The following is a 24,764-nucleotide window of genomic DNA, read 5'->3' as shown; positions in this document are numbered from 1 at the left end:
ACAAGGAAAAAACGACAAACGCCTACTGCAACCATCAACCGGGCGATGCGAACCGCCAGCCAGGCGCCACACCCGTCCAGCACATCACGGCCGGCCGATCACCGGCGGCCAATCCGCAGCCGCTACGCGTTCAGTAGCTGCCCACCCGCACCCGCAATACCGGCGGCGGTTGGCCAGCCGCATCGGTGCGGCCGAAATTGAGCCCGTAGTCGGTCTGGTCGCCGTTGAGCTGGCGCTCCATCTGCCAGCGCCCGTCGACATACCGGCCCTGCTCCACCTGCAACAGCTGCCCATGACGGGTATCGGCCGCGCTGCGGACAAATTCAATCCGCGCTGCGGTACCGGTGACCAGGAACTCCTCCGGCCCCAGCTGCGCCACCAGCAGCCGGCCGGCATGATCGTCGGTGCCCGGCAGGATGGCCGGCGCATCGCCCCACAGCGGCGCGCCAAACGACACCTTGGCCTCCCAGTCACCGAAACGCAGCGTGCGCTGCGGCGCCCCCGGCTGCTCGGCCACCGCCTGCAGGCGGCCATCGAGATTGGCTTGGGCAATCAGGCGTTGCAGCGGCGCCAGCTGGCGGAAGTTGGCCGCGTGCGCGGCAATGGCCGCGCGGTTGGCCCCGCTGTCCGGGTTACCGTCGATACCGAACACCGAGAACCCAATCCCGCCCTGCCCCAGCACATGAAACAGATACGGCGCCGTCGCCGCCTCGAAGCCGGTCTCCGACACCCAGGCCGGATTGTCGGGGCGCGCGTATTGGCCGATGACCTTGGTGTATTCGCCGTAGTCGCTGGTGTAGATGTCGGTGCCGATGAAGTCGATCGACGGCGTGGCCGCGCGCCACAGCGCAAACACATTCACCGTGGCACCGCCGGAGGGGTAATCCATGCCGGGGTAACGCTTGCCCTTGTAGCGCAGCCAGGTGTTGACGTAGAGCGGCAGCGGATACGCACGCTTGCCGGCTGCGGCCACCTGTTCGATATACGCGGCGGTGGCATGCGCATTGAACGCTTCGGCCGCTTCCGCACCGAACAGTTGCTGCCAACTGCCGGCGGGCTTGCCCAGCGCCGCGGCAATGGCGGCCGGCACCGGTTGCGCGAATGCCGCTTCGCCGGCCGGGCCGTGATCGCGCACGGTGCCGATCGCGCCGGGCTCGTTTTCCACCTGCACCACGATCACGGTGTGGCGGTCGCCATCGACCTTGCGCAGGTGCTGCATCAGCGCGGTGAATGCACGCGCGTCGGCCTGCACATTGGCCGCCACGTGCGGCGACAGCACGTCCACCGGCTCGCCATTGGCGTCGCGCATGCGTGGGTAAGTCGCGTCGTCGCGCTTGATCCACTCGGGCACGTAATGCATCTGGCCGTTCTTCCAGCTGCCGAACCACAGCAGCGCCACGCGCAGGCCGCGCTTGCGTGCCCCGGCGATCAACGCATCCACATTGGTGGTATCGAACCGCCCCGGCGCCGGCTCGAACTGCTCCCAATACACCGGCGCTTCCACCGTGTTGGCATGCAGCGCGACCACCTGGTCCAGCGCCTGCGGCAGCACCGCCGGCCAGGCGCTGGAGTTGTGCAGCTGCGCGGCCAGGATGGTGTACGGCGCGCCGTCGACCAGCAAGGCGTGGCGGCCGTTCTGGGTGACGAAACGTGGCAGTTCTTCAGCATTGGCAACAGCGGGGCCGCCCAGCAGTGCCAGCGTGCAGAGCAGCACCTGCGCAACACGGCGGCGCACGGCGCCAGGGGAAAGGAACAGGCGCATCAACGGGCCTCCTGGGCAGTGGCATTCCAGCGCGGCGTGGCGTCGCCGCGCAGATGGCGAACGAAAAAGTCGTACTGGCGGCGCTGCACGTAGTCGATCGGCCCGCTGGAGCGGCCCACCGAATGCTCGCCACCCGGCACGTTGAGCAGGTCGAAATCCTTGCCGGCCTTGATCAGCGCATCCACCACCTGCGCGGTGGAGGCCGGGTCCACATTGCTGTCCTGCTCGCCGACGATCAGCAACACATCGCCCTGCAGCGCTGCTGCATTGACCACGCCCGATGCGGCGGCATAACTGGCATCCACCGGCCAGCCCATCCACTGCTCGTTCCAGCTGATCTTGTCCATGCGATTGTCGTAGCAGCCCGCAAACGCCACGCCCACCTTGTAGAACTCCGGGTGGCGTTCGAGCGCGCCCAGGGTGCTCTGCCCGCCGGCAGAGGCACCATAGATGCCGACCCGGCTGATGTCGTACGACGGGTCCTTGGCGGCCAGCGCACGGTGCCAGGCAATGCGATCGGCAAAGCCGGAATCGCCCAGGTTCTTCCACGCCACATCGTGGAAGGCCTTGGAGCGGTTGGCGGTGCCCATGCCGTCGATCATCACCACGATGAAGCCCAGGTCCGCCTGCGCCTGCATGCCGATCTGCTTGTCGCCACCGGAGTGATAGCCGAATGGCCAGAACGTCTTGGGCACGAAGGAGTCGTGCGGCCCGGCGTAGATGTTTTCGATCACCGGATACTTCTTGCGCGGGTCGTAATCGCGCGGGCGCACCACCATGCCCCAGATGTCGGTGCGCCCATCGCGGCCCTTGGCCACGAAGGTCTCCGGCGCACGCCAGCCGGCGGCCTGCAGTTTATCGATGCTGCCCTGCTCCACCTGCTGCAGCAGGCGGCCATCGATGGCATGCAGCTCCATCACCGGTGGCAGATCCGGGCGCGAATAGGTATCCACGTAATGCTGCCCATCCGGGGCAATCGCCACGTCGTGGTCGGCGTCGCTGTGGGTCAGCCGGGTGAGCTGACGGCCATCGAAATCCACGCTGTAGAGCTGGCGGTAGTACGGGTCCTTGCCAGCATCCATGCCACTGGCGGTGAACCAGATGCGGCGTTGTGCATCGTCCACGCGCAGCACATCGCGCACGATCCACGCACCGCGGGTGAGCTGGCGTTTGACCTTGCCGCTGCGGCCGTCGAACAGATACAGATGGCGCCAGCCGTCGCGTTCGGAGATCCACAGGATCTCATCGCCGCGCCCTTCGACATCGTGGCGAAAGCTGCGGTCGGCATACACAAACGTGCGCGCGTCCTCGCCCACGGCCACGTGTGCCCGGCCGGTCTGCGCGTCCACCGCAATCACGCGCATGCGTTGAAACCCGCGTTGCACGTACTCGAAACTCACGCTGCGGCTATCGCTACGCCACTGCAACGGCGACAGCGCATACGGGTTGCCGAACAATGCCGTGTCCACCTCACGCCGGCTGCCATCCAGTGCAAACAGCACCGGCCGCTCCACGTCCACCGCATCGCCCGGCTTTGGGTACAGCTGCGTGTGCACCACCGGCTGCCCGCCACCAGGCGGCGCCGCTTCCACGCGGGTCACCCGCCGCGCATACCCCGGGCGCACGCGGTACACCGCGAGGTGCTGCGAATCCGGCGACCAGGCGACGCTTTCAAGATCATAGAAATCCTCGGCCCGGCCGTCGCTGCTCAACCGCGTGCGCTGGCCGTCGGCCACGCGCCGCAGCTGCAGATTCCAGCCATCGGCCACCACCTCCCACGCACCATCGGGCGAGCGCCGTGGCGTGGCGTCGGCCGCCACAGCCGGATCGCGCACCACGCCAAATCCGCGTGGGCGCGGCTGCGCGGTGGCAGCCACCGGCGCGCATTGGTAGCGGGTCAGCGTGCAGCGCCAGCTGGTCTCGCCGATCTCGAACTCCACCGCGCCATCGGCACGCCCGGCCTCCTGGGCATACGCAAAACGCTCGAACGGCAGCGTCGTCGCGGTGACGCTGTTGCCGCCGGCAGCAGACAACCCATGCGCCAGCTGCGCGTGATCGAAGGCGGGCGTTTTCTGCAGCGTGGCCAGGTCTTCGCGCATGAACGCAAACCCGCCCGGCACGGTCTTGCGGTAGTAGAACGTCTCAGCGTCGTGCCATTGCGCCGGCCAGCTCACGTTCTCGGTCAAGGTCATCCACTGCGCACGCAGGCCCAGCGACCGCTGGTAGTCGGCCACGCTTGGCGCGGCTTGCGCCGCAGCAGCAAGCAGCACCGCGCAGGCAACCACGCCGCGCAACCACTGCCGCACGTAGGTGCGTTTGCAGTGCTCACTCACCATCGTCCTCCTCCAGCGCCAGTTCGTCGCTGCGCAGGCCGCTACGCGCGCCCCAGTGATAGATGCCGAAGGCGATCACCGCCACGCTCAGCGTGTCGAACGGATGCGCGATCCAGCCATGGCCACCGAAGGTTCCTGCCCAGGACACCGCCATCACCAGCACGAAAAACACGATCAGCCACAGCGACGCGCGGACCTGGCGCAACAGCCGGGCCCTGCCCGCGCGCGATGGCAGGCGATACAGCACGTACGCCGCGAACGCGAGCACCTGAAGGCCCAGCAGCCAGGACAGCGTGGGCCAGGTGGACCAGTACACGATCAGCGCGGCCACCACGAACGACAGCGGCCCCAGCACCGCAAATCCGCGCACGCGGAACGGCCGCGCCAGGCCGGGCGCACTGCGCCGCAGCGCGGCCACCGTGACCGGCGCCACCGCATAGCTCAGCACCAACGCGGCCGACACCACGCCAATCAACGTTTCCCAGGACGGGAATGGCAAGGTCCAGAAGATCGACAACCCCAGGCTCAGCCACAACGCCGGCCGCGGGATGCCCGAGGCCGGATCCACCCGCGTCAACACCGGCAGAAACCCGCCGCTGCGCGCCCAGCCGTACACCACGCGCGGCGTGGCATTCATGTAGATGTTGCCGGTGCCGCTGGGCGACACCATCGCATCGCAGATCACCAGCGCGGCCAGCCATGCCATGCCCAGCGCCAGCGCGATGTCGTGGTACGGCAGCGAAAACGCCTTGTCGATGCCGCTCCAGCCCTGCGCCAGTTGCGCGGCCGGAATGCTGCCCAGAAAGGCAAGTTGCAACAGCACGTAGATCACCGTGGACAGCGCCACCGACAGGATCAAGGCGATCGGAATATTGCGTTGCGGGTTGCGCACCTCGCTGGCCACCGAGACGATCGGGGTGAGCCCCAGGTACGCAAAGATGATGCCGCCGGCGGAGATCGCCGTTTCCACCCCGGCCATGCCCGACGGTGCAAAGCCATGCACGCTCAGGTTGTCGGCATTGAAGTGCTTCATCAGCAGCACGATCACCAGGATCGGCACCAGAAACTTGAAGACGCTGACGATGTTGTTGGCCAGCGCAAAGGTCTTGACGCTGAAGTAATTGAGCGCAAAGAACAGCAGCAACAACGCCAGTTGCACCAGCCAGCCCAGCAGGCTGGGATGCGTGCTGCCGGCCTGGCTGAGCGCCGGGAACCAGGCCGCCGCATACTGGCGCGCCGCTTCCACTTCGATTGCGATCAGGCTGGAAAACGCAATCAACGTAATGAAGCCGGTCAACGACCCGAGCAAGGGCCCGTGCGAGTACTCGGGGTAGCGCACCACGCCGCCGGCGCGTGGCAACGCGGCGCCGAGTTCGCAATACACCAGCCCCAGCAACAACACCGCGATGCCGCCGAGAATCCACGACACGATGCCGGCCGGCCCGGCGATCGAGGACACGTGGCTGGCGGAAAACAGCCAGCCCGAGCCGAAGATCGAGCCCAGCCCGATGAAGGTCAGGTCGGTCAGGCTGAGCCGCTTGTGGAACTTGCCCTGTGCGCTCGCACCGTGTGTGGTCATACGTCACCCCCAGAGAGGAAAGCAGTGAAACCGCGCGGCGTGCGCCGGCATGAGGCAAAGCAGCTCAGTCGCTGGCCGACACCTTGGCATCGGCATCGGAGCCGGCGCGCGGATCCGGATACGGCGAAGCACCACCATCGGCAATGAAGCGGTCGATCCGCGCTTCCAGCACCGGCAACGGCACCGAGCCGGTCTGCAGCACCGCATCATGGAAGTGGCGCAGGTCGAACGTCTCGCCCAGCGCCGCCTCTGCCTTGCGGCGCAGCTCCAGAATCTTCAACTCGCCCAGGTAATACGACAGCGCCTGGCCCGGCCAGGCGATGTAGCGATCCACCTCGGTGGTGACTTCGTGCTCGCTGAGCGCGGTGTTGTCGCGCAGATACGCGATCGCCTGCGCACGCGTCCAGCCCTGGTGATGGATGCCAGTGTCGATCACCAGCCGGCAGGCACGCCACATCTGGTAGGTGAGATAGCCGAAGCGGTCGTACGGCGTCTCGTACATGCCCATTTCCTGGCCCAGATACTCCGAGTACAGCGCCCAGCCCTCGCCATAGGCGGAGATGAAGCTGTAGCGGCGGAACTCCGGCAGGTCCTGCGCTTCGGCGGCCAGCGGCATCTGCAACGCGTGGCCGGGCGATGACTCGTGCAAGGTCAGCGCGGTGAGGTTGTACAGCGGGCGCGATGGCAGGTTGTAGGTGTTGACCAGATAGATACCCGGCCCACCGCGGCCACCGGTGTAAAACGGTGCCAGCTCCGGCGGCACCGGCTCGATAGCGAAGCGTTGCCGCGGCAGGCGGCCGATGTAGTCGCCGACCTTGGCGTCGACGCGCTTGGCGATCCAGGCCGCCTGCTTGAGCAGCTCCTCCGGCGTCTTGGCATAGAACTGCGGATCGGTGCGCAAGAACTGCAAAAACGCAGGAAACACCGCCTGCCCGGCTGGCGGCTTGAAGCCGCTGGCAACGATGGTCTGGTCCATCTGCGTGCGCAGCTTGGCCACTTCCTGCAGGCCAATCTGATGGATCTGCTCCGGGCTCAGATCCAGCGTGGTGAACTCACGGATCTGCGCGCGGTAATAGGCCGCGCCGTCGGGCAGCGCTTCGCCGGCCAGAGTGTCGCGGGCGCGTGGCTGGTACTCCTCGCGTATGAAGCTGAGCAGCTTGGCGTACGCCGGCACCACGTGTTGGGCGATGACCTGCAACGCCTGCTGCCGCAACTGCGCCTGCTCGGCGGCCGGCAGGGTGGCAGGCATCTGCTTGAACGGTGCGTAGAACGGATTGGCCTCGCCCTTGGCCTGCACCACATCGGCAATGGACTGATCGCGCCCGGTCAAGGTGACCCTGGGCTGGCTGAAACCGCGCGCCAGGCCGGCGCGCATGTTGTCGGTCTGCTCACCGAAGTAGCGCGGAATATCGGCCAGCATCTTCAGATAGCGCTGGTAATCCTGGCGCGTGCGCAAGGTGGCCTCGGCACTGAAGCCCAGGTCGCTCCAGAACGCCGAGTCGCTGTTGAACGGCATCTCCCAGGCGCGGAAATGCTGCTGGTCCAGCAGCACGTCGAGCTGCTGGCGATACACCTGCGCGTTCACCTGATCCTCGGCCGAGAGCTGCGCCATCGGAATCGCATCCAGCTCCTTGAGCACCTGTTGCCAGTACGCGGTGCGCATCTGCTGCGTGGCCACGTCGACCTTGGGCAGGTGATCAGCCGGCCCGCTCTGGGTGGCCTGGTTGTCTTCGTCCACCGCACCCGCCAGCTGCGCCTGCCGCCAGCGCCATTCGCGCGTGTACAACGCCTTGAAGCGCTGTGCGGCAGACGCCTGCACAACCGACGCCGGTGCCGCCGCCTGCACGGGCGTAACGCTGCATAGGCTGGCCGCGATTACGCTGCTCAGGACGCTGTTACGCAATATGGTCAGCGCGCTCATCCGCGTGCATCCCGCGTGGCAATGGCCGCTTTCGATTGCACGATCCACGCACGCACGCGCTGTTGCAGCATCGCCAGCGGCATTGCGCCACCACCCAGCACCGCATCATGGAAACCACGGATGTCGAAATGCGTGCCCAGTTCTTTTTCGGCTTCGGCACGCAAGGCCAGGATCTGCAACTGACCCAGTTTGTACCCCAGCGCCTGGCCCGGCCAGACGATGTAGCGGTCGGTTTCGGACTGGATGCTCGGCTCGTCGTCGGACGGATGCGCGTGGAAGAAATCCACCATCTGCTGGCGGTTCCAGCGCTTGTAGTGCACGCCGGTATCGAGCACCAGGCGATTGGCGCGCAGCAACTCGCCGGAGAGCCGCCCGTAATCGTTGTACGGGTCCTTGAAGAAGCCGATGTCCTTGCCCAACCGCTCGGCATACAGCGCCCAGCCTTCGATGTAGGCGTTGTAGCCGGCCTGCTGGCGGAACGGCGGCAGCGGCAACGTCTGCGCAAGCGAAATTTGCAGGTGATGGCCCGGAACGCCCTCATGGTAGGCGGTGGTTTCGATATTGATCAGCGTGCGGCTGGCGTAGTCGCTGGTGTTGACCTTCACGATGGCCGGCTTGCTGCCTTCCGGATTGCTCTGCCAGTACTCCGCGCCCGGTGCGGTCCGCCGGAACGCCGGCATTGCCTGCACCTCCAGCGCAACCGTGGGCAGCTTGCCGAACAGCTTGGGCAGCTCCGGCTGCATCGCGGCGATGTACTGCCGGTATTGCTGCAGGATCTGCTCGCCGGATTTGGCGAAGTGGCGTTTGTCGGCATCCACGGCCTTGCGGAAGCTGGCCAGATCCGGATAGCCCTGCGCCTTGGCGATGACGGCCATCTCGCCTTCGATGCGCGCCACCTCCTTCAAGCCGATCTGATGGATCTCCTCCGGCGCCATGTCGGTGGTGGTCTGGGTGTGGATGGCGTAGCGATAGCGGCGCTCGCCATCGGGCAGCGACCAGATGCCTTCCTGCGCGCGCCCCTGGGCGTCGTATTCGTCACGCACGAATGCCGCCAGGTGGGTGTAGGCGGGCCGGACCTGCTGGTCGATTGCTGCAATCAGTTGTGTGCGCAAGGCAGCGCGCTGGTCGGCCGGCACCGCGCCGTCGAGCTTCTTCAATGGCGAGGCAAACGGGCTCTGCGCGCCCTGCATCGCGGCGATCTTGTCGATCTGCTCGGGCAGCCGCTCGAGCAGGTAGCGCGGCTGCACCAATCCATCCTTCGCTCCCTGGCGCGACACCGCGATGACCTGGTCGATCACCGTGGGAATCGCCTTCAGCCGGGTGATGTAGTCCTGGTAGTCCTTGGCGTTCTCGAACGCAAACGCATCGCCGTACCCGGCCAGTGCCAGCTGGATACCGCCGACCGGCTCCAGCGGCATTTCATAGGTTTTGAGGTCGAGCCCTTCCAGCCGGTCGCGCAGCTGGCCGAGCATCATCTGCAGGCTGAGCTGGCGCTGCTCGTCCAACGCCTTGGCGTCGACCGCCTCGAACTTGCGCAGCAATGCGGCCGTGGCAACGCGCTCGGCCTGCGCGGCGTCCAGCGAATAGTCGCTCCAGCGATCGTTGTAGCGCTTGTCGCCGATGATGCTGGCAAATTCCGGGCTGTGCTGCAGCTGGTATTGCCATTGCTGATCGAGCAACGCATCGAAGGCTTTGGCCGCCTGTTCGTTGGTGGGTGCAGGCGCTGCTGCGGCGGCGGTGCTTGCACCGGGCGTTGCCGGTTTGCAGGCAGTGAACAGCGCAGCGGCAAGCAAACTGACAACAATAGGGCGCAATACATTCATGCATTCACTCCAAAAAAGACGCGGCCCATCGGCACCGTAGGAGCGCGCTTGCGCGCGATGACGCTTTCCCGGGAATGCCCCATCGCGCGCAAGCGCGCTCCTACGACATCCAGATCGTTTTTGCGCGTGGCGCCCGCTAGATCAGTGCGGCGGTGCAAGGTGAACAGCGTAGCGGCAAGCAGGCTGACAACAACAGGGCGCACTACATTCATGCATCCACTCCAGGAAACGCGACCCACCGGCACCTTAGGAGCGCGCTTGCGCGCGATGAAGCTGTCCCGGTAACGCCCAATCGCGCGCAAGCGCGCTCCTACGACATCCAGGTCGTTTTTGCACGTGGCGCCCGCCTGATCACTGCAGCGGTGCAAGGTAAACAGCGCAGCGTCAAGCAGGCTGACAACAACAGGGCGCAACACGTTCATGCATTCACTCCAAGAGACGCGACCCATCGCACCGTAGGAGCGCGCTTGCGCGCGATGAAGCTCTCCCGGTAACGCCCAATCGCGCGCAAGCGCGCTCCTACGAGATCGACCTCACCATGCCGGTCACCGCACCAGCGCACTGCGCGCGCGTGCTGGCTCATGCAAACGGTTGATCGATCGCCACCGACGGCGGCGTGAACCACTGCGCGCCGGTGTCGGTGACATAGAAATGGTCTTCCAGGCGCACACCGAACGCACCCGGCACCACGATCATCGGTTCATTGCTGGCGCACATGCCCGGCTGCAATGGCTGGCGATTGCCGCGCACCAGATACGGTGCCTCGTGGATCGCCAGGCCGCAGCCATGGCCGGTGCGGTGCGGCAACCCGGGCAAGCGGTAATCCGGCCCCAACCCGGCCGTTTGCAACACCTCGCGCGCCGCCTGGTCAACCACCTCGCACGCCACGCCCGGGCGCACCGCGGCAAACGCGGCCGCCTGCGCGGCCAGTTCCAGCTCCCAGATGCGCTGCTGCGCGTCGCTGGGCGTGCCGTAGATCCAGGTACGGGTGATGTCGGAATGGTAGCCCTGCACGGTGCAGCCGGTATCGATCAACACCAGCTCGCCGGCCCGCAGATGCTGCACGCCGGGGATGCCATGCGGAAATGCGGTGGCATGCCCGAACTGCACGATGCAAAAAGTGGAGCCGTTGTCGGCACCCAGCGCGCGGTGCGCTTCGTCGATGAAGCGCACCAGTTGGTCGGTGCCGATGCCTTCGTGCGCAATGCCGGCGGCCAGCCGCTGCACCAGCAAGGTCATGTCGCAGGCCTGCTGCATCAACGCCAGCTCCGCCGGCGATTTGCACATGCGGCAGCCATCGATGATGGCGCCGGCATCGCGGATCGCGGTGCCCAGGTGCGCGCGCAAACCGGTGTGCACCGCGAAGGCGATGCCCGGGTCCAGCGCCAGGGCATGCGCATGCTGCTCATCCATGGCCTGCACCACCAGCGCATACGGGTCTTCGTGCTCTTCCCACAGGCGCTTGCGCACCGGGAGTTGCAGCACCGCATCCAGCGAGCCTTCTTCAAAGGCCGGGCAGATCAGCACCGGGTCGCCCTCGGTGGTGAGCAACAGCGCCACCAGCCGCTCGCTGGCGCCCCACGGCACGCCGCTGAAATAGCGCAACGAGGTGCCTGCGCCGATCAGCAAGGCATCCACGCCCTGCGCGCGCATCAGCACGCGTGCGCGCTCGATGCGCTGCTGGTATTCGTCTGCGCCGATCGGCGCTGCCCGCTGCGTCCACGGCGCCAGCTGCGCACGGGCCTGGTCCAGCGACATCCCGCCGATCTGCGTGCTCATGCATGCGCCCCGAGGTCGGCGCTGCTCCACTGCCCGTCCACCAGGCGTGCCACACCGCCGGGGTTGCGCTGGCGCAGCTCCACCGGCAGCAGCGCATCCGGCACGGCGTCATAGCTGTGCAAGGCGGCAAACCGGCGGATTGCACCCGGCATGCCCACCGCGGTGAAGCCCGGATGCCCGGTGCTGGGGAACGGCCCACCATGATTCTGCGCGGCACTTACCGCCACGCCGGTCGGCATCTTGCTGTTGATCAGCCGGCCCACGCGTGCGCGCAGCACCGGCGCGATCTGTTGCCAGGCGGCATCGTCACTGCCATCGCTGGCGCGGTACAGCGTACCGGTTAGGTTGCCTTCGAATGCGGCGGCCACCTGCGCCATCTGGGCGCTGTCGCGGGTGCGCACCAGCAGGCTCACCGGGCCAAAGGCTTCGGTCTGCAGCGCGTGCGGCGCGGCGATGAAGGCGTCTGCTTCCACGCTGAGCAAGGTCGGCGCATAGCGGTAGCCGCCCTCGCCCGCCGCTGCCCCGGCCAGCACCTGGGCACCGGCCGCGCGCAAGGTCTCCACGCCGCGGTGCACGCCATCCACGCCGCCTTGCGAAAACAGCACCATCGGTGCGGCGCCGGCAAAGTGCGCGGTGGCCGCGGCCACCAGTGCATCGCCCGCCTCGCCGTGTGGCACCACCAGCACGCCGGGATTGGTGCAGAACTGGCCGCTGCCCAGCGTGCACGAGGCGAAGAATTCCTGTGCCAGTGCGGCGCCGCGTTCGGCCACCACGCCGGGCAGCAGGAACACCGGGTTGACGCTGGACAACTCGGCGTAGAACGGCACGCCAGCGGCATCGGCGGCGGCCTTCAGCGCCAGGCCACCGGCACGGCTGCCGGTGAAGCCAATCGCGCCCAGCCGCGCATCGCCGGCCAGGCGCAGGCCAAGCGCGCTGTCGAAGTGATACAGCAACTGCACCGCCGCGGCCGGCAGCCCGGCAGTCAACAGCGCCTGATGCGCCAGCTCGGCCATGCGCTGGCTGGTGGCCGGATGCAGCGGATGCGCCTTGGCGATCACCGGATTGCGCGCCGCAATCGCCGAAGCGAAATCGCTGCCGGCAATCGCGTTGAACGCAAACGGGAAGTTATTCGGCCCGAACACCAGCACCGGCTTGCCCAGCGGCGCCAGATGCGAGCGCAGATCGGCGGCGGTATCGATGATGGGGTGCGTCCAGCTATAGCTGCGCACCGCCTGAGCGGCCTGGCGTAGCTGCCCGCTGGTGCGCGGCAGTTCGTTGCCGCGCAAACGCGTGGGCGCCGGCAGTGCGGTCTCGGCATGGGCCAGCGCCACCAGCGTGTCGGCATCGGTGTCCAGCGCATCCGCGTATGCGTCCAGAAATGCAGCAATCCGTTCGGCCGGTGCGGCGGCAAGTTCGGCAGCCACCGCATGCGCCGCCGCAACAGCGGTGTCGATATCGTCGGCACCGCTGACCGGGAACTGCGGCCCGATCGCCTCGCCGGTGGTGGGGTCGGCAGCGCGAAAACTGCCGGCGGCATCGCGGCTGGCTTGCCATTGGCCGGCCAGCAGCACGGGTTGGAGAGTCTGGGTCATCGCAGCACCTTCGGTTGCGTGGAAGCGCCCGCACGCAGCACGGGCGATCGAACAGCGGATGAGGGTAACGCGCCTGCGACGTGCCACCCGTTTGCATCGTGGACCACTACCGGCACCGGCCCATGCAACGCAGCACGCACCGCGGCTGCGTCAAAGCAGGGCCGCGCGACGGCAGCGGCGCGTGCTCAGTGCAGGCTGGGCGCGGTGGCGATGGCGTGGTCGATCACCTTCAACGCTGCCTCGCGCTCGGCACCGTCCACCACCAGGCGTGGCGCGCGAACACGCTCGCTGCCCAGGCCCACCTTTTCCTGCACCAGTTTGATCAGCTGCACGAACTTGGGCACGGTGTCCAGGCGCAGCAGCGGCAGGAACCAGTCGTACAGTTCCTTGGCTGCGGGGTAGCCGCCGTCGCGCGCCAGTTCGAACAGGCGCACCGACTCCTTCGGATACGCATTGACCAGGCCGGCGATCCAGCCCTTGGCGCCCATGCTCAGGCCTTCGACGATGGCATCATCCATGCCGACCAGCAGCGCCAGGCGATCGCCCAGCAATTCCTGCAGCGCGGCGAAGCGACGCACATCGCCGGAAGATTCCTTTACTGCCTGCAGATTGGGGAATTCGGCCGCCAGCTCGGCGATCTGTGCCGGGCCGAAATCGGTCTTGTAGGCCACCGGGTTGTTGTAGAGGATCACCGGCAGATCGGTGGCCGCGATCACCGCACGCACATGCGCGCCCATCTCGCGCCAGTCGGTGGAATACACGTACGGCGGCAACACCATCAGCCCGCCGCAGCCCAGTTCCTTTGCCGCCTTTGCCAGCGCCACCGCCTCGCCCGTGGCCAGACTGGCGATGCCCGGCACCACCGGCACGCGGCCCTTCAAGGCCGTCACCAGCGTCTTGAGGATGGCGAGCTTGTCGTCCACGCTCAAGGTGGCGGCCTCGCCCAACGAGCCCAGCGGCACGATCGCGGTGCAGCCGGCGTCCACCAGCTGATTGGCGTGCTTGGCCAGGAAGTCGTGGTCGATGTCGCCGTTGGCGGTGAACGGGGTGGTGATGGCCGGCAACACGCCGTGCCAGAACGCAGCAATGCTCATGGATGATTCCCTTGCGAGTCGGAAGTGAAGGAGTCGGCCAGCGCCGCGAGGCGGACCGGGAACAACGGCGGCCGGCGGCCGGCGTCGGTGGAAAGTGCGGGCAGGCAGCGGCCCAGTTCGGCCAGCGCGCTGCCGCAGATGCGGCCCTGGCAGGCGCCCATGCCGCAGCGCGAGGCCAGCTTGGCATCGCGTGCATCGTTGAAGGGGTCCAGCGCGCCCAGCGGCACGTCTTCGCAGCGGCACACCAGCGTGTCCGGTTGGGCCAGGCGGCGAATGCGCGGATCAAGCGCGAAGTGCTGCTGCAACAGTGCGGCGAAGGCACGCGCCTTAAGCCGTTGCGGTTGCAGGTGTTGCGCTGCGTCCGGCACGTCGGCAGCCATGTGCCCGGCCATCGCACCTTCGATCAACGCGCAATCGCGCCCGCCGATCCCGCAGGCTTCGCCAGCGGCAAACACCTGCGCCACGCTGGTGCGCAGCAGCGCATCCACCTGTACCTGCTGGTGCGCACCGCACAGCTCCAGCTGGCAGCCCAGCAACTGCGCCAGTTCGACATTCGGCACCAGCCCGTACCCCACTGCGAGCTGATCGCAGGCCATGCGGCTGCGCCCGGCAGGGCTGTCGATCTCGACTTCGCGCAACTGGCTGTCGCCATGTGCCGCAACCACCACGCTGCCGCTGCGGTACGCCACCGCATGCAGCTGCAGCCGCAGTGCCACCGCCTGCGCGGCCTTGCCCGGCCAGTGCCACAACTGCAGCGCAAAGCCGCGCAGCGCCGCCGCGCTGGCTTGTTCGTGAATGCCCAACACCTGCGCGCCGTGCCGCTGCAAGGTGGCCGCGCTGGCCAGCAGCAACGGCCCGCTGCCGGCCACCAGCACACGCTTGCCGCGCACCGGCCAGCCTTGCTTGGTCAGCGCTTGCGCGGCACCGGCGCCGGTCACGCCGGGCAGTGTCCAGCCGGGGAACGGCAGCATCAGTTCCCGCGCGCCGGTGGCCAGCACCAGGGCGGCGTAATGCAGTTGCACGCTGCCCTGCGCGCCGTCGGCCAACAGCCAGCCCGGTTGCGCCAGCACGATCTGCAGCCCGGTGAGCAGCGTGATCGCCGCATCGCCGGCCACCTGCGCCAGCAGCGTGCGTGCATCGGCCGGCGCACCGTGCTGCACGTCGCTGCGCCACACCTGCCCGCCTGCGCGCGGCTGCGCATCCACCACGCCCACCTGCACGCCGTGGCTGGCGGCCGCCCGTGCCGCCGCCAGCCCGGCCGGGCCGGCGCCGATCACCAACACATCGAAATGGCGCACGCGCTCAGCCATCGGTGCGCACCTGCATGCCATCGCGTGCATCCACCATGCACGCACGTTGCTGGCCGATGCCGTCGATGCGCACCCGGCACTCGAAGCAGACGCCCATGCCGCACAGCGGTGCGCGCGACTGCCCGCTCGCCGACTGGCGAAACTGCAGCGTTGCCTGCGCCACGGCGGCCGCAACACTGGCGCCCAGCGGCACCTCCACCGGCTGCGCATCCACATGCAGGCGCACTGTGCCGCTCATGCCGCCACGCCCTGTACCGCGCGGGCGGGCGCATAGGGCGCCGGGTCGATCGCCGGCGTGCGCCCGAGCAGGCTGTCCACGATCACCCGTGCGCTCCCCAGCGCCGTGGTGACCCCCAAGCCTTCGTGGCCGGCCGCCACCCATACATCGCGCCGGCCCGGCACCGGCCCCAGATACGGCCGGCCATCCGGGGTGGCCGGGCGCAGGCCGGTCCACACCCGGATCGCCTGCAGCTCGCGCAGTACCGGCAAATACGCGAAGGCGCGTTGCAGCATCTGCTGCAGGATCGGCATCGACAGCGTGCGGTCGTCCGCGCCGTACTGGCGCGAGGAGCCGATCAGGATCTGCCCGGTCGGCCGCGGTTGCACATTGAAGGCCACGCTGCTGTCGTCGGCGCCATGTGCGGAATCCGCATAGCCCAGTTCCAGCAACTGATGCCGGATCAGGCCCGGATGGCGGTCGGTGATCACCAGATGGCCCTTGCGCGGGCGCAGCGCCAGTTCGGGCAACAAGGCGGGCAAGGCGACGCCGCTGGCGACCAGCACCGGCCCGGCCAGCACCTGCCCATCGTCCAGACGCGCGCCGCCGGCCTGCAGCTGCTCGACCTTGCGGCCGGCAAACAAATGCGCGCCTGCGGTGCAAGCCAGGCTCACCAGATGCCGCGCCACCCGCGGCGGATATACCACCGCCTCGTCAGGCACGCGCATGCCACCGGCCAGGCCGGGCACCAGGTGTGGCTCCAGCGCATAGAGCTGCGTGGCATCGATCGCTTCGGCACGCAGGCCGGCGGCGGCCAGCCGCGCAATCTTGGCCGGCACTGCCGCCAGTTCGCGCGCATCGCGGGCCACCCACAGCGTGCCGCACCGGCTGAATTCGGCCTCGCTCAACTCGGCAAACCGCTCCCACAGGCGCAGCGAATACGCCGACAAGGCCAGCTCGGCGGGGTCGTCATCCATCGCCACCAGGTGCCCCATTGCCGCGGCGGTGGAGCCACCGCCGATCGGCCCCGGTTCCACGATCGCCACGCGCAAGCCCTCGGCGGCGGCGGCCTCCGCGCAGGCCGCGCCAACGATGCCGGCGCCCACCACGATCAGGTCGTAGCTGCGGCGCGTTGAAGCGGCGGTGGCGTGCGTGTCGCTATGTGATGGCGGTGCGGCTTCGGGCACGGCAGTCGCCGCAGCAGGCGCTGCACCGGTACCGCCCTGCGCGCGCGGTGGCGGCTGCATCAGGCCACGATGCCCCAGGCGAATGGGTCGGCCGGATCGATCAGCAGTTGCGACCGCGCGGTGATGAACGCGTGCCCGCTGATGCGCGGCGCAATGCCACGCCCGCTGTGCCGGTAGCTGCCTTCGAACGCACTGCCGAGGATGCCTTGCTGCAGCCAGCGCTCGCCTTCGGCCAGCTTGCCGTCGGCGGCCAGGCAGGCCAGCTTCGCACTGGTGCCGGTGCCGCACGGCGAGCGGTCGTAGGCCAAGCCGGGGCACAGCACGAAGTTGCGTGCCGCGCCGCTGCCGTCCGGGGCCACGCCGCTGATCTCGATATGGTCGATCTCCCCGCCCGCCTCGCCGGTGATGCCGGCCGCTTCCAGGGCCAGGCGGATCGCCTCGGTGTAGGCGGTGAGTTCGCGCTGCTGGGCCAGGCCCAACGCGCACGGCGCCTGCTCGGTGATGAAGAACCAATTGCCGCCCCAGGCCACGTCGCCGCGCACGCGGCCATGCCCGGGTACGTCCACTTCCACGCCGGCGGCGTGGCGGTAGCTTTCGACGTTGTCGATCGACACCGTGCCGTCGTCGGCCAGCGCCACGCCTACCGTGCCCACCGGCGTCTCGATGCGGTGCTGCCCCGGCGCGATGCGGCCCAGTTCGGCCAGCGTGCGCACCACGCCGATGGTGCCGTGCCCACACATGCCCAGGTAGCCGACGTTGTTGAAGAAGATCACCCCGGTGCAGGCGCTCGGGTCGCGTGGCGGCAGCAACAAGGCACCGACCATGGTGTCCGAGCCGCGCGGCTCGCAGGCAATGGCACTGCGCCAGTGGTCGAAGTCGCTGCGGAAGCGCTCGCGGCACTGCGCCAGGTCGCCATCGCCCAGGTCGGGGAAGCCGGCCAGGACCACGCGGGTCGGTTCGCCTGCGGTATGGGAGTCGATGACGTCGATGGTGTGCATGCCGCCATGCTCCCATCCACGGCGCGCGGGCGACTAGCGCGCAATGCGAGGCGCAAATGCGGAAATCCGCACAATCGCCGACCTGATTCACAGCCGCGCGTTTGCGCTAGGATCGGGGTCGGGCCGCGCCTTTCGCGCGACCGACAAATGCGACCGCCACGATGACTCCGATGGACCTCAACCTGCCCGCGCTGGAAATGCAGACGTTGTTCGACGCGCTGCCGGATGTGGTGTTCTTCATCAAGGATGGCGAAGGCCGCTACACCCATTGCAACCTCACCCTGGTGCGCCGGCTCGGGCGCAAGCTGCGCAGCGAGATCATCGGCCGCTCGCCGCTGGAGGTATTCCCGCTGCCGCTGGGTGGCAGCTACATGATGCAGGACCGCCGCGTGCTGTGTGGCGAGCTTATCGACAACCAGCTGGAAGTGCACCTGTATCCCAATCGCCTGCCGGGTTGGTGCCTCACCTTCAAGCGCCCGCTGTGCGAAGGCGACGAGGTGATTGGAGTGGTCGGCATTTCGCGCGATCTTGGCCAGCCGGACAGCCGTCACTCGGCGTACGAGCGCCTGAGCCAGGTGATGGACCACATGCAGGCCAACTTCGGCGACAACCTGCGCGTACAGGCGCTGGCCGACCTGGCCGGGTTGTCGGTGGCGCAGCTGGAACGGCATTTCCGCCGCGTGTTCCAGGTGACGCCGCAGCAACTGCTGACCAAGTTGCGCATCGAATCGGCGATGCGCCTGCTGTACGGCGACGACAGCATTGCCAGCATCGGCCAGCGCTGCGGCTTTGCCGACCAGAGCGCATTCGCGCGGCAATTCAAGGCCACGGTGGGCATGACCCCGCGCGACTACCGGGCGCTGAAAGGCCAGCTCTAAGACCGCGGCAATACGCCTTGACCGCGTGTGCCGCAGATGCAGAATCCGGCAGGATTACAGCCGGCCTGCGAGCCCCGTGGCGCTGGCTGCGCTGAAGGACGCGTCAAGGGCCGAACCGGGCCCGGATGGTAGAATTCCGCGTTTCCCCTACTGCGTTGCCAATGGCCAGCTTCTTCCGTCGCAACAAGCCAACCACGCCCGACAGCTCGCGGACCTCGCGCTACAGCCTGGAAGAACTGGCAGCCGCATTCCCCACGGCGCCATCGGCTGCCACGCCAGCCGCTCCGCCCGCGCCCGCCCGGACACCGCCTGCCAGCGCGCCGACCACACCGGTCGCGCCGGTGGCAGCGCCCAATACGCCGGCAGAAACGCCAACGCCAACGCCAACGCCAGCGCCAGCAACGCCAGCCGCACCCGCTGAACAACTGGCGCAGGACATCGCCGCACGCACCGGGCAAGCGCAGAGCATTGCCGCGGTGCCCAGCGCACCCACGCCGCCGCCCGCCGCTGCGCCGTCGGCGCTGCAGGCATTGCCGGATCCGGTTGCGCCGAGCGCGCCGGCCACCGCCACGCCCGTCGTTGTGGTGCCTACGCCGCCACCACAGGCCGCACCTGCTGCACCGGTGCAAGCGCCGACCCCAGTAGCCACGCCGCAGGTGGCGGTACCGCCCGTGGTGCCTGCACCGGCTGCGCCTGCGGTGCCCGCAGCGACACCGCCCGCCGCATACGCGCCAGTCCCGGCAGCGCCCGTGGTCACCACACCAGTGGTTGCGTCTACGCAGGTCGTGCAGGACAGCGGCATCGACACCCACGACAGCCTACCCGCCGCGCCGGCCGGCAAGCCGGGCTGGCGCGAGCGCCTGCGCAACAGCACCTTTGCGCGCAGCTTTGGCGGCCTGTTCTCCCGTAACCCCAAGCTCGACGACGACCTGCTCGACGAGATCGAGACCGCGCTGATCACCGCCGACGTCGGCATCGGCGCCACCACCGCGCTGGTCGAAGGCCTGCGCAAGCGCATGAAGTCGCGCGAGTTCGTCGATGCCCAGGCCATGTTCAAGGCCTTGCGCGCCGACCTCATCGCACTGCTGCAGCCGGTCTCCAAGCCGCTGGTGATCGACCGCTTGGTCAAGCCGTTCGTGGTGCTGACCGTCGGCGTCAACGGCGTCGGCAAGACCACCACCATCGGCAAGCTCGCCAAGCGCTTCAAGGACGACGGCCACAGCCTGATGCTGGCCGCCGGCGACACCTTCCGTGCCGCCGCGGTGGCCCAGCTGCAGGCCTGGGGCGATCGCAACGGCGTAGCGGTGATTGCGCAGGGACAGAACGCCGATGCCGCTTCGGTGGCGTTCGACGCGCTGCAGGCCGCCAAGGCCCGTGGCACCGAGGTGCTGATCGCCGATACCGCTGGCCGCCTGCACACGCAGACCGGGCTGATGAACGAACTGGGCAAGATCCGCCGTGTGCTCGGCAAGATCGATGCCGCCGCGCCGCACGAAGTGCTGATGGTCATCGACGGCACCACCGGCCAGAACGCCATCTCCCAGCTGCGCCAGTTCCACGCCGCCGTCGGCGTCACCGGCCTGGTGGTGACCAAGCTCGATGGCACCGCCAAGGGCGGCGTGGTATTTGCGCTGGCCCGCGAGTTCGGCATTCCGATCCGTTTTGCCGGCATCGGCGAGCGCCCGGAAGACCTGCGCGTATTCGACCCGGAAGCGTTCGTCGATGCGCTGCTGCCAGAAGCGCTGGGCAGCTGACTCCACGCCTGCTGCAGTGCTGCACGCATGCAGTACTGGCACTGGGGTCCAGATGGCTGCGCGGATGCATTCACCGCGCTGCGTCTGCACTGGCCAGGCAGCTGCGGGATTGCGCTGCAGCGGCCACCTTCAGCCGATGCAGCGGGAGGCGCTGCGGCATGCGCCTCTGGCGCGGCGCAGGTTTGCCATCTGCAGCGCGTGATCGACCCTGCAGCGTCTGATCGACAAAGTACCGGCGTGGCAGTGCCATCAAGGGCGGCCGGATGTGCAGCTAGCCATAAGGCGCGATGCCTATCCACGCAGCAAACACGCACCTTGGTGCGCTGCTGAGTGCCGAGGTCAAGCCACCGACGCCTACACTGCACGATGGTGGCATTGCGTCTCAGCTCGCACGAAGCGCGCAGCCGCATGCGGGATGAAGTCACCACCCCGCTTTTTTTGCACACCAACCGCCTTGACCCTTCGCCTTCCCACGCCAGCAGACCCCATGCCCGTACCCGCCACGCTCACCACCGATGCGTTCGTCGACCGTCTGCTGCACTGGTTCGACGGCCACGGCCGGCACGACCTGCCCTGGCAGCATCCGCGCGCGCCCTACCGGGTGTGGTTGTCGGAAATCATGTTGCAGCAGACCCAGGTCGCGGTGGTGATCCCGTACTTCCAGAAGTTCGTCGCCAGCTTCCCGACCCTGGCCGATCTGGCCGCCGCCGACAACGACACGGTGATGGCGCACTGGGCCGGGCTGGGTTACTACGCGCGTGCTCGCAACCTGCATGCCGCCGCCAAGCAGTGCGTGGCCTTGCATGCAGGCGAGTTGCCGCGCGATTTCGATGCGCTGCTGGCGCTGCCCGGCATCGGCCGCAGCACCGCCGGCGCGATCCTCAGCCAGGCCTGGAACGACCGCTTTCCAATCATGGATGGCAACGTCAAACGCGTACTCACGCGCATCCACGGCATTGCCGGCTATCCCGGCTTGCCAGTCGTGGAAAAACAGCTATGGCAGTTGGCGGCGAACCATGTCGCCCACGTGCCCGCCGGCCGCCTGGCCGACTACACGCAGGCACAGATGGATTTCGGCGCCACGCTGTGCACGCGCGCCAGACCGGCGTGCATGGTGTGCCCGCTGCAGGACGACTGCGTGGCGCGCCGCGAAGGCCTGGTCGAGGCACTGCCCACGCCCAAGCCCGGCAAGCAATTGCCCGAGCGCGAGGCCACCGCGCTACTGCTGGAAAACGCGCACAACGAGATCCTGCTGCAACGCCGCCCGCCCACCGGCATCTGGGCATCGCTGTGGACGCTGCCACAAGCCGAAACCGACAGCGACCTGCGTGAGTGGTTCGCCGCGCATATCGATGGCGATTACGACCGTGCCGATGCGATGCCGATGATCGTGCACACCTTCAGCCACTACCGCCTGCACCTGCAGCCACTGCGTCTGCGCAAGGTCGCGCTGCGCCAGGTGCTGCGCGACAACGACGACCTGCGCTGGGTGGCACGCGCAGACCTTGCAACGCTGGGCCTGCCGGCGCCGATCCGTAAATTGCTCGACGCGTTGTAAACGCGCGCCGCACGACAACCAGGTGCGCAGACAACCGCGGCTCGGCTTTGACAGGACACGGGCTTACACTGCCACTCCAGCGCACCGTGTGCTGGTTGAGCCTGCACACCTGCATCGCCCACACCACGCGCGCCCCATACAAGGAACTTTGCATGTCCCGCACCGTGTTCTGCCAGTACCAGCAATGCGACACCGAAGGCCTGGATTTTGCGCCGTATCCGGGCGAGCTCGGCCAGCGCATCTTCGCGCAGATTGGCAAGGCCGGCTGGCAGGCCTGGCTTGCGCACCAGACCATGCTGATCAACGAAAACCGGCTCTCGCCGCGCGATCCCAAGCACCGCGCCTTCCTCGAGGCGGAACTGCAGAAGTTCCTGTTCGAACGCAATGCCGACAAGCCGGAAGGGTATGTCGATCCGCTGGGTGAAGAATGAGCGCGGCAATGCGCTGATTGGCTGCAGCGTGCGTTTGACCCGGTATTGCGCGCATGTTCGCGCTGAGGCGCTGTCGTGCATCGCCACTACCGCCGACCAGCGGGCCGACATCAAGACTCGCCGGAGTACGCACCGACGCTCAGTCCTGCTGAGTCTCTCCGGCTTCCGCCTCCGTGCGCTCCTGCATCCTGGCCTCGCGTAGTTGTTTCTCCGAGGCACGGATCGCCTTGACGTCGAGCGGGCGAATCGTCTCGATGCGGCACGGAATACGGATCATCCCCGGGCCACCGAGCGCAATCACATTGTCGAAGCGCGCACTCACCTGACCAAAGCGCTGCGTGATCGCAATGGCCGGCGCATACCCCAGCTCGTTGCAGCTCGCGCGCAGTTCCAGCAAGTACGCCTGATTGGGGCGCGTCCACACCGCCAAGGCACTGCCGCCCAATGCGGTCCAGCCGGCCAAGCTGTTGCCGTAGCGAAAATCGCGCACCGGCGCGCCGGCGTTGGCGCGGTACAGCTGCAGGCGCTCTTCGTCAGACAGACGCCCGGTGGCGCAGCCAACCAGACTCAGCAGGGCGATGACCATCCAAATGAATTTGTGCATGGGACACCTCGGCAATGACGCCTGAGCATGCCCCGCCGGATGTCATGCCGTGTTGAAAGTGCGCGTGTGCCTGGCCACCCGTTCACGGATGGGCCACTGCCGGGGTACTCAAGGCCGCGCCGGCACCTGCACGTACTCAACCAACGCCGGTGGGACCATCCAGCAACATGCGAATGCGCTTGAGCAATTCCTTCTGCGTGTACGGCTTGTTGACCACATCGAACTCCGCACCGCCCACATCGGTGCGCTGGATGCTGGCATCGGCGTAGCCGGTGGTCAGCAGCACCTTGATCTTGGGCAGCATCCGCCGTGCTTCGCGTGCCAGCACCACGCCGTTCATGCCGCCCGGCATGATCAGGTCGGTGAACAAGGCGTCCACTTCCGGATGCTGCTCCAGCACCTCGATCGCTTCGCGCCCGCTCGACGCGGACAGCGCGCGATAACCGGCGCCTTCCAGGAACATCTTGGCCACCACCGCCACGTCATCCTTGTCTTCCACGATCAGGATGGTTTCGTTGCCACCCTTGTCCAAGGCACGGTTCTTGGTGGACGGCAGCGCGTTTTCGTAATCGCTGGAGGCGGGAAAATACAGCCGCACCGTGGTGCCTTCGCCCACTTCGCTGTAGATGCGCACGGTGCCGCCGGACTGCTTGACGAAGCCATACACCATCGACAAGCCCAGGCCGGTGCCCTGCCCCTCCTCCTTGGTGGTGAAGAACGGCTCCATGACCCGGCTCACCACTTCCGGCGGCATGCCCGAGCCGCTGTCGGTCACCGCAATACTCACGTAGCGGCCCGGCGCGAGCTGGTGATACATCGACAGATCGTGGCTGGTGATCTCCACATTCTGCGTCTGCACCATCACTTCCTTGCGCTCGGCATTGGCCATCGCGTCGCGCGCATTGATCAACACGTTCAACAGCGCGACTTCCGCCTGCGTCGTGTCGATCTGGCAATTCCACAGCCGTTCTTCCAGCGCCTGACGCAAGCTGATGCCGCCCCCCAGCGCGCGCTCGGCCATATTGTTCATGCCCGACACCAGGCCATTGAGATTCACCACCCGGCCACGCAATTTCTGTTTACGCGAAAACGCCAGCAACTGTTGGGTCAAGGTCGCGGCCTTGGCCGCCGCCGCGGCGGCGTGCTCCGCGCTGACCGCGATGCGATCGGGGCTGCCGTTGCCGTTGCTGACCATCATCTGGATGAATTCCAGATGCCCGGACATCACTTGCAGCAAGTTATTGAAGTCGTGTGCAATGCCGCCGGTGAGCTGGCCCAGCGCTTCCATCTTCTGCGCCTGGCGCAGGGCATCTTCGGCATCACGGCGGCGGCTGACGTCCAGCTGCGAGCCAAAGAAATACACCAGCTTGCCGGTGTCATCGAAGACCGGAGAAACGAACAGCGCATTCCAGAATGTTGAGCCGTCCTTGCGATAATTCAGCACTTCAGTGGCGAATTCGCGGCGGTTGTCGATGGCCTCACGCACATCGGCCACCGCCTGGCGGTCGGTCTCCGGGCCCTGCAGGAAGCGGCAGTTGTTGCCGATGATTTCGTCGGCAGCGTACCCGGTCATTTCCAGGAAGGCCCGGTTGGCGAACACGATCGGGTTATCCGGCAGGTATGGGTCGGTCACCGTCATCGGCATGCGGGTGGTTTCCACCGCAGCAAAGAAGATGTCCGAGCGATGCTTGCTGACCGGAAGCGTCTGCGATTCGCCAATCAATGGCGCCCGTGGCTCTCCGTAACCGGAATCGTTCAAGTGCGTGCTCTCCGCGGGGCCATTCCCGTGGCGCTAGTTTAGACGAGCCCGGTGAGGCCCCCATCACATCCGTGAGCCTTTCCAGACCGGCAAATGACCGCGATGCAACCTTTGATTGCGGCCGAACGTAGCTGCGCCCGGGTGACTGCCCGGCACTCTCGCTGCCGAGCGTGTGGACTGCCGCG

Annotated in this window: 19 protein-coding genes; 4 read left to right on the top strand and 15 right to left on the bottom strand. The window is 67.4% G+C overall.

Going from position 1 to position 24,764, the window contains the following annotated elements; all coding sequences use genetic code 11:
- Window positions 1-130: 130 nt before the first annotated feature.
- From ACCQ09_RS08965 to ACCQ09_RS08905, 13 genes are all read right to left on the bottom strand, one after another.
- Entirely contained in the window at window positions 131-1,762 is a 1,632-nt protein-coding gene (locus ACCQ09_RS08965; RefSeq protein ID WP_228428273.1) for a DUF5597 domain-containing protein, read from the bottom strand.
- Window positions 1,762-4,098, bottom strand: coding sequence for a S9 family peptidase (locus tag ACCQ09_RS08960; RefSeq protein ID WP_228428272.1), 2,337 nt, complete (start codon window positions 4,096-4,098; stop codon window positions 1,762-1,764). The genes ACCQ09_RS08965 and ACCQ09_RS08960 overlap by 1 nt, the downstream gene beginning before the upstream one ends.
- Window positions 4,088-5,674, bottom strand: coding sequence for an APC family permease (locus tag ACCQ09_RS08955; protein ID WP_040941134.1), 1,587 nt, complete (start codon window positions 5,672-5,674; stop codon window positions 4,088-4,090). Before ACCQ09_RS08955 ends, ACCQ09_RS08960 begins: the two co-directional genes overlap by 11 nt.
- A 64-nt stretch (window positions 5,675-5,738) precedes the next feature.
- A complete protein-coding gene (locus tag ACCQ09_RS08950) occupies window positions 5,739-7,595 on the bottom strand; it encodes a DUF885 domain-containing protein (RefSeq protein WP_040941133.1) in 1,857 nt (618 codons plus the stop codon).
- Complete coding sequence (locus tag ACCQ09_RS08945; RefSeq protein ID WP_040941132.1) at window positions 7,592-9,418, bottom strand: DUF885 domain-containing protein; 1,827 nt, start codon at window positions 9,416-9,418, stop codon at window positions 7,592-7,594. Before ACCQ09_RS08945 ends, ACCQ09_RS08950 begins: the two co-directional genes overlap by 4 nt.
- Window positions 9,415-9,840: a hypothetical protein gene (locus ACCQ09_RS08940; protein WP_237384608.1), complete on the bottom strand. Its 426-nt coding sequence runs from the start codon at window positions 9,838-9,840 to the stop codon at window positions 9,415-9,417. The genes ACCQ09_RS08945 and ACCQ09_RS08940 overlap by 4 nt, the downstream gene beginning before the upstream one ends.
- A gap of 157 nt (window positions 9,841-9,997) precedes the next feature.
- Entirely contained in the window at window positions 9,998-11,197 is a 1,200-nt protein-coding gene (locus tag ACCQ09_RS08935) for a M24 family metallopeptidase (protein WP_040941130.1), read from the bottom strand.
- Entirely contained in the window at window positions 11,194-12,789 is a 1,596-nt protein-coding gene (locus tag ACCQ09_RS08930) for an aldehyde dehydrogenase family protein (protein ID WP_040941129.1), read from the bottom strand. Before ACCQ09_RS08930 ends, ACCQ09_RS08935 begins: the two co-directional genes overlap by 4 nt.
- A gap of 185 nt (window positions 12,790-12,974) precedes the next feature.
- The gene (locus ACCQ09_RS08925; protein ID WP_040941128.1) at window positions 12,975-13,883 is read right to left on the bottom strand and encodes a dihydrodipicolinate synthase family protein; all 909 of its coding nucleotides are present in this window, start codon (window positions 13,881-13,883) and stop codon (window positions 12,975-12,977) included.
- Entirely contained in the window at window positions 13,880-15,193 is a 1,314-nt protein-coding gene (locus ACCQ09_RS08920; protein WP_197708537.1) for an NAD(P)/FAD-dependent oxidoreductase, read from the bottom strand. Before ACCQ09_RS08920 ends, ACCQ09_RS08925 begins: the two co-directional genes overlap by 4 nt.
- Entirely contained in the window at window positions 15,186-15,431 is a 246-nt protein-coding gene (locus ACCQ09_RS08915; protein ID WP_040941126.1) for a 2Fe-2S iron-sulfur cluster-binding protein, read from the bottom strand. The genes ACCQ09_RS08920 and ACCQ09_RS08915 overlap by 8 nt, the downstream gene beginning before the upstream one ends.
- Window positions 15,428-16,657 (bottom strand): NAD(P)/FAD-dependent oxidoreductase, encoded by a 1,230-nt coding sequence (locus ACCQ09_RS08910; RefSeq protein WP_040941125.1) that lies wholly within the window; start codon window positions 16,655-16,657, stop codon window positions 15,428-15,430. Before ACCQ09_RS08910 ends, ACCQ09_RS08915 begins: the two co-directional genes overlap by 4 nt.
- Complete coding sequence (locus tag ACCQ09_RS08905; protein WP_011037557.1) at window positions 16,657-17,595, bottom strand: proline racemase family protein; 939 nt, start codon at window positions 17,593-17,595, stop codon at window positions 16,657-16,659. Before ACCQ09_RS08905 ends, ACCQ09_RS08910 begins: the two co-directional genes overlap by 1 nt.
- 161 nt (window positions 17,596-17,756) lie before the next feature.
- Between ACCQ09_RS08905 and ACCQ09_RS08900 the strand changes: the two genes are divergently transcribed.
- The 4 genes from ACCQ09_RS08900 (at window position 17,757) to ACCQ09_RS08885 (ending at window position 22,216) form a co-directional block, all read left to right on the top strand.
- Window positions 17,757-18,473 carry an AraC family transcriptional regulator gene (locus tag ACCQ09_RS08900; protein WP_011037558.1) on the top strand — a complete coding sequence of 239 codons (717 nt, stop codon included), beginning with the start codon at window positions 17,757-17,759 and terminating at the stop codon, window positions 18,471-18,473.
- Between the two features lie 161 nt (window positions 18,474-18,634).
- A complete protein-coding gene (gene ftsY, locus ACCQ09_RS08895) occupies window positions 18,635-20,227 on the top strand; it encodes a signal recognition particle-docking protein FtsY (RefSeq protein ID WP_040941124.1) in 1,593 nt (530 codons plus the stop codon).
- Window positions 20,228-20,714: 487 nt separating this feature from the next.
- Window positions 20,715-21,785, top strand: coding sequence for an A/G-specific adenine glycosylase (mutY, locus tag ACCQ09_RS08890; protein ID WP_040941123.1), 1,071 nt, complete (start codon window positions 20,715-20,717; stop codon window positions 21,783-21,785).
- A gap of 152 nt (window positions 21,786-21,937) precedes the next feature.
- Window positions 21,938-22,216 (top strand): oxidative damage protection protein, encoded by a 279-nt coding sequence (locus tag ACCQ09_RS08885; protein WP_011037561.1) that lies wholly within the window; start codon window positions 21,938-21,940, stop codon window positions 22,214-22,216.
- A 139-nt stretch (window positions 22,217-22,355) separates the two neighbouring features.
- Here ACCQ09_RS08885 and ACCQ09_RS08880 read toward each other — a convergent pair whose 3' ends face one another.
- Together ACCQ09_RS08880 and ACCQ09_RS08875 are read right to left on the bottom strand one after the other, a co-directional pair.
- The gene (locus ACCQ09_RS08880; RefSeq protein ID WP_040941122.1) at window positions 22,356-22,820 is read right to left on the bottom strand and encodes a DUF6491 family protein; all 465 of its coding nucleotides are present in this window, start codon (window positions 22,818-22,820) and stop codon (window positions 22,356-22,358) included.
- A gap of 136 nt (window positions 22,821-22,956) precedes the next feature.
- Entirely contained in the window at window positions 22,957-24,579 is a 1,623-nt protein-coding gene (locus ACCQ09_RS08875; RefSeq protein WP_228428270.1) for a hybrid sensor histidine kinase/response regulator, read from the bottom strand.
- Window positions 24,580-24,764 lie beyond the last annotated feature (185 nt).

Source organism: Xanthomonas sp. NCPPB 2586 (genome assembly GCF_041475775.2).
Lineage (GTDB): Bacteria > Pseudomonadota > Gammaproteobacteria > Xanthomonadales > Xanthomonadaceae > Xanthomonas > Xanthomonas campestris.
This window is presented reverse-complemented; position numbering and strand designations above follow the sequence as displayed.

Coding starts and splice junctions, on each gene's coding strand:
- ACCQ09_RS08965 (WP_228428273.1), bottom strand. CDS start 1,762: ATGCGCCTGTTCCTTTCCCCTGGCGCCGTGCGCCGCCGTGTTGCGCAG.
- ACCQ09_RS08960 (WP_228428272.1), bottom strand. CDS start 4,098: ATGGTGAGTGAGCACTGCAAACGCACCTACGTGCGGCAGTGGTTGCGC.
- ACCQ09_RS08955 (WP_040941134.1), bottom strand. CDS start 5,674: ATGACCACACACGGTGCGAGCGCACAGGGCAAGTTCCACAAGCGGCTC.
- ACCQ09_RS08950 (WP_040941133.1), bottom strand. CDS start 7,595: ATGAGCGCGCTGACCATATTGCGTAACAGCGTCCTGAGCAGCGTAATC.
- ACCQ09_RS08945 (WP_040941132.1), bottom strand. CDS start 9,418: ATGAATGTATTGCGCCCTATTGTTGTCAGTTTGCTTGCCGCTGCGCTG.
- ACCQ09_RS08940 (WP_237384608.1), bottom strand. CDS start 9,840: ATGAACGTGTTGCGCCCTGTTGTTGTCAGCCTGCTTGACGCTGCGCTG.
- ACCQ09_RS08935 (WP_040941130.1), bottom strand. CDS start 11,197: ATGAGCACGCAGATCGGCGGGATGTCGCTGGACCAGGCCCGTGCGCAG.
- ACCQ09_RS08930 (WP_040941129.1), bottom strand. CDS start 12,789: ATGACCCAGACTCTCCAACCCGTGCTGCTGGCCGGCCAATGGCAAGCC.
- ACCQ09_RS08925 (WP_040941128.1), bottom strand. CDS start 13,883: ATGAGCATTGCTGCGTTCTGGCACGGCGTGTTGCCGGCCATCACCACC.
- ACCQ09_RS08920 (WP_197708537.1), bottom strand. CDS start 15,193: ATGGCTGAGCGCGTGCGCCATTTCGATGTGTTGGTGATCGGCGCCGGC.
- ACCQ09_RS08915 (WP_040941126.1), bottom strand. CDS start 15,431: ATGAGCGGCACAGTGCGCCTGCATGTGGATGCGCAGCCGGTGGAGGTG.
- ACCQ09_RS08910 (WP_040941125.1), bottom strand. CDS start 16,657: ATGCAGCCGCCACCGCGCGCGCAGGGCGGTACCGGTGCAGCGCCTGCT.
- ACCQ09_RS08905 (WP_011037557.1), bottom strand. CDS start 17,595: ATGCACACCATCGACGTCATCGACTCCCATACCGCAGGCGAACCGACC.
- ACCQ09_RS08900 (WP_011037558.1), top strand. CDS start 17,757: ATGACTCCGATGGACCTCAACCTGCCCGCGCTGGAAATGCAGACGTTG.
- ftsY (WP_040941124.1), top strand. CDS start 18,635: ATGGCCAGCTTCTTCCGTCGCAACAAGCCAACCACGCCCGACAGCTCG.
- mutY (WP_040941123.1), top strand. CDS start 20,715: ATGCCCGTACCCGCCACGCTCACCACCGATGCGTTCGTCGACCGTCTG.
- ACCQ09_RS08885 (WP_011037561.1), top strand. CDS start 21,938: ATGTCCCGCACCGTGTTCTGCCAGTACCAGCAATGCGACACCGAAGGC.
- ACCQ09_RS08880 (WP_040941122.1), bottom strand. CDS start 22,820: ATGCACAAATTCATTTGGATGGTCATCGCCCTGCTGAGTCTGGTTGGC.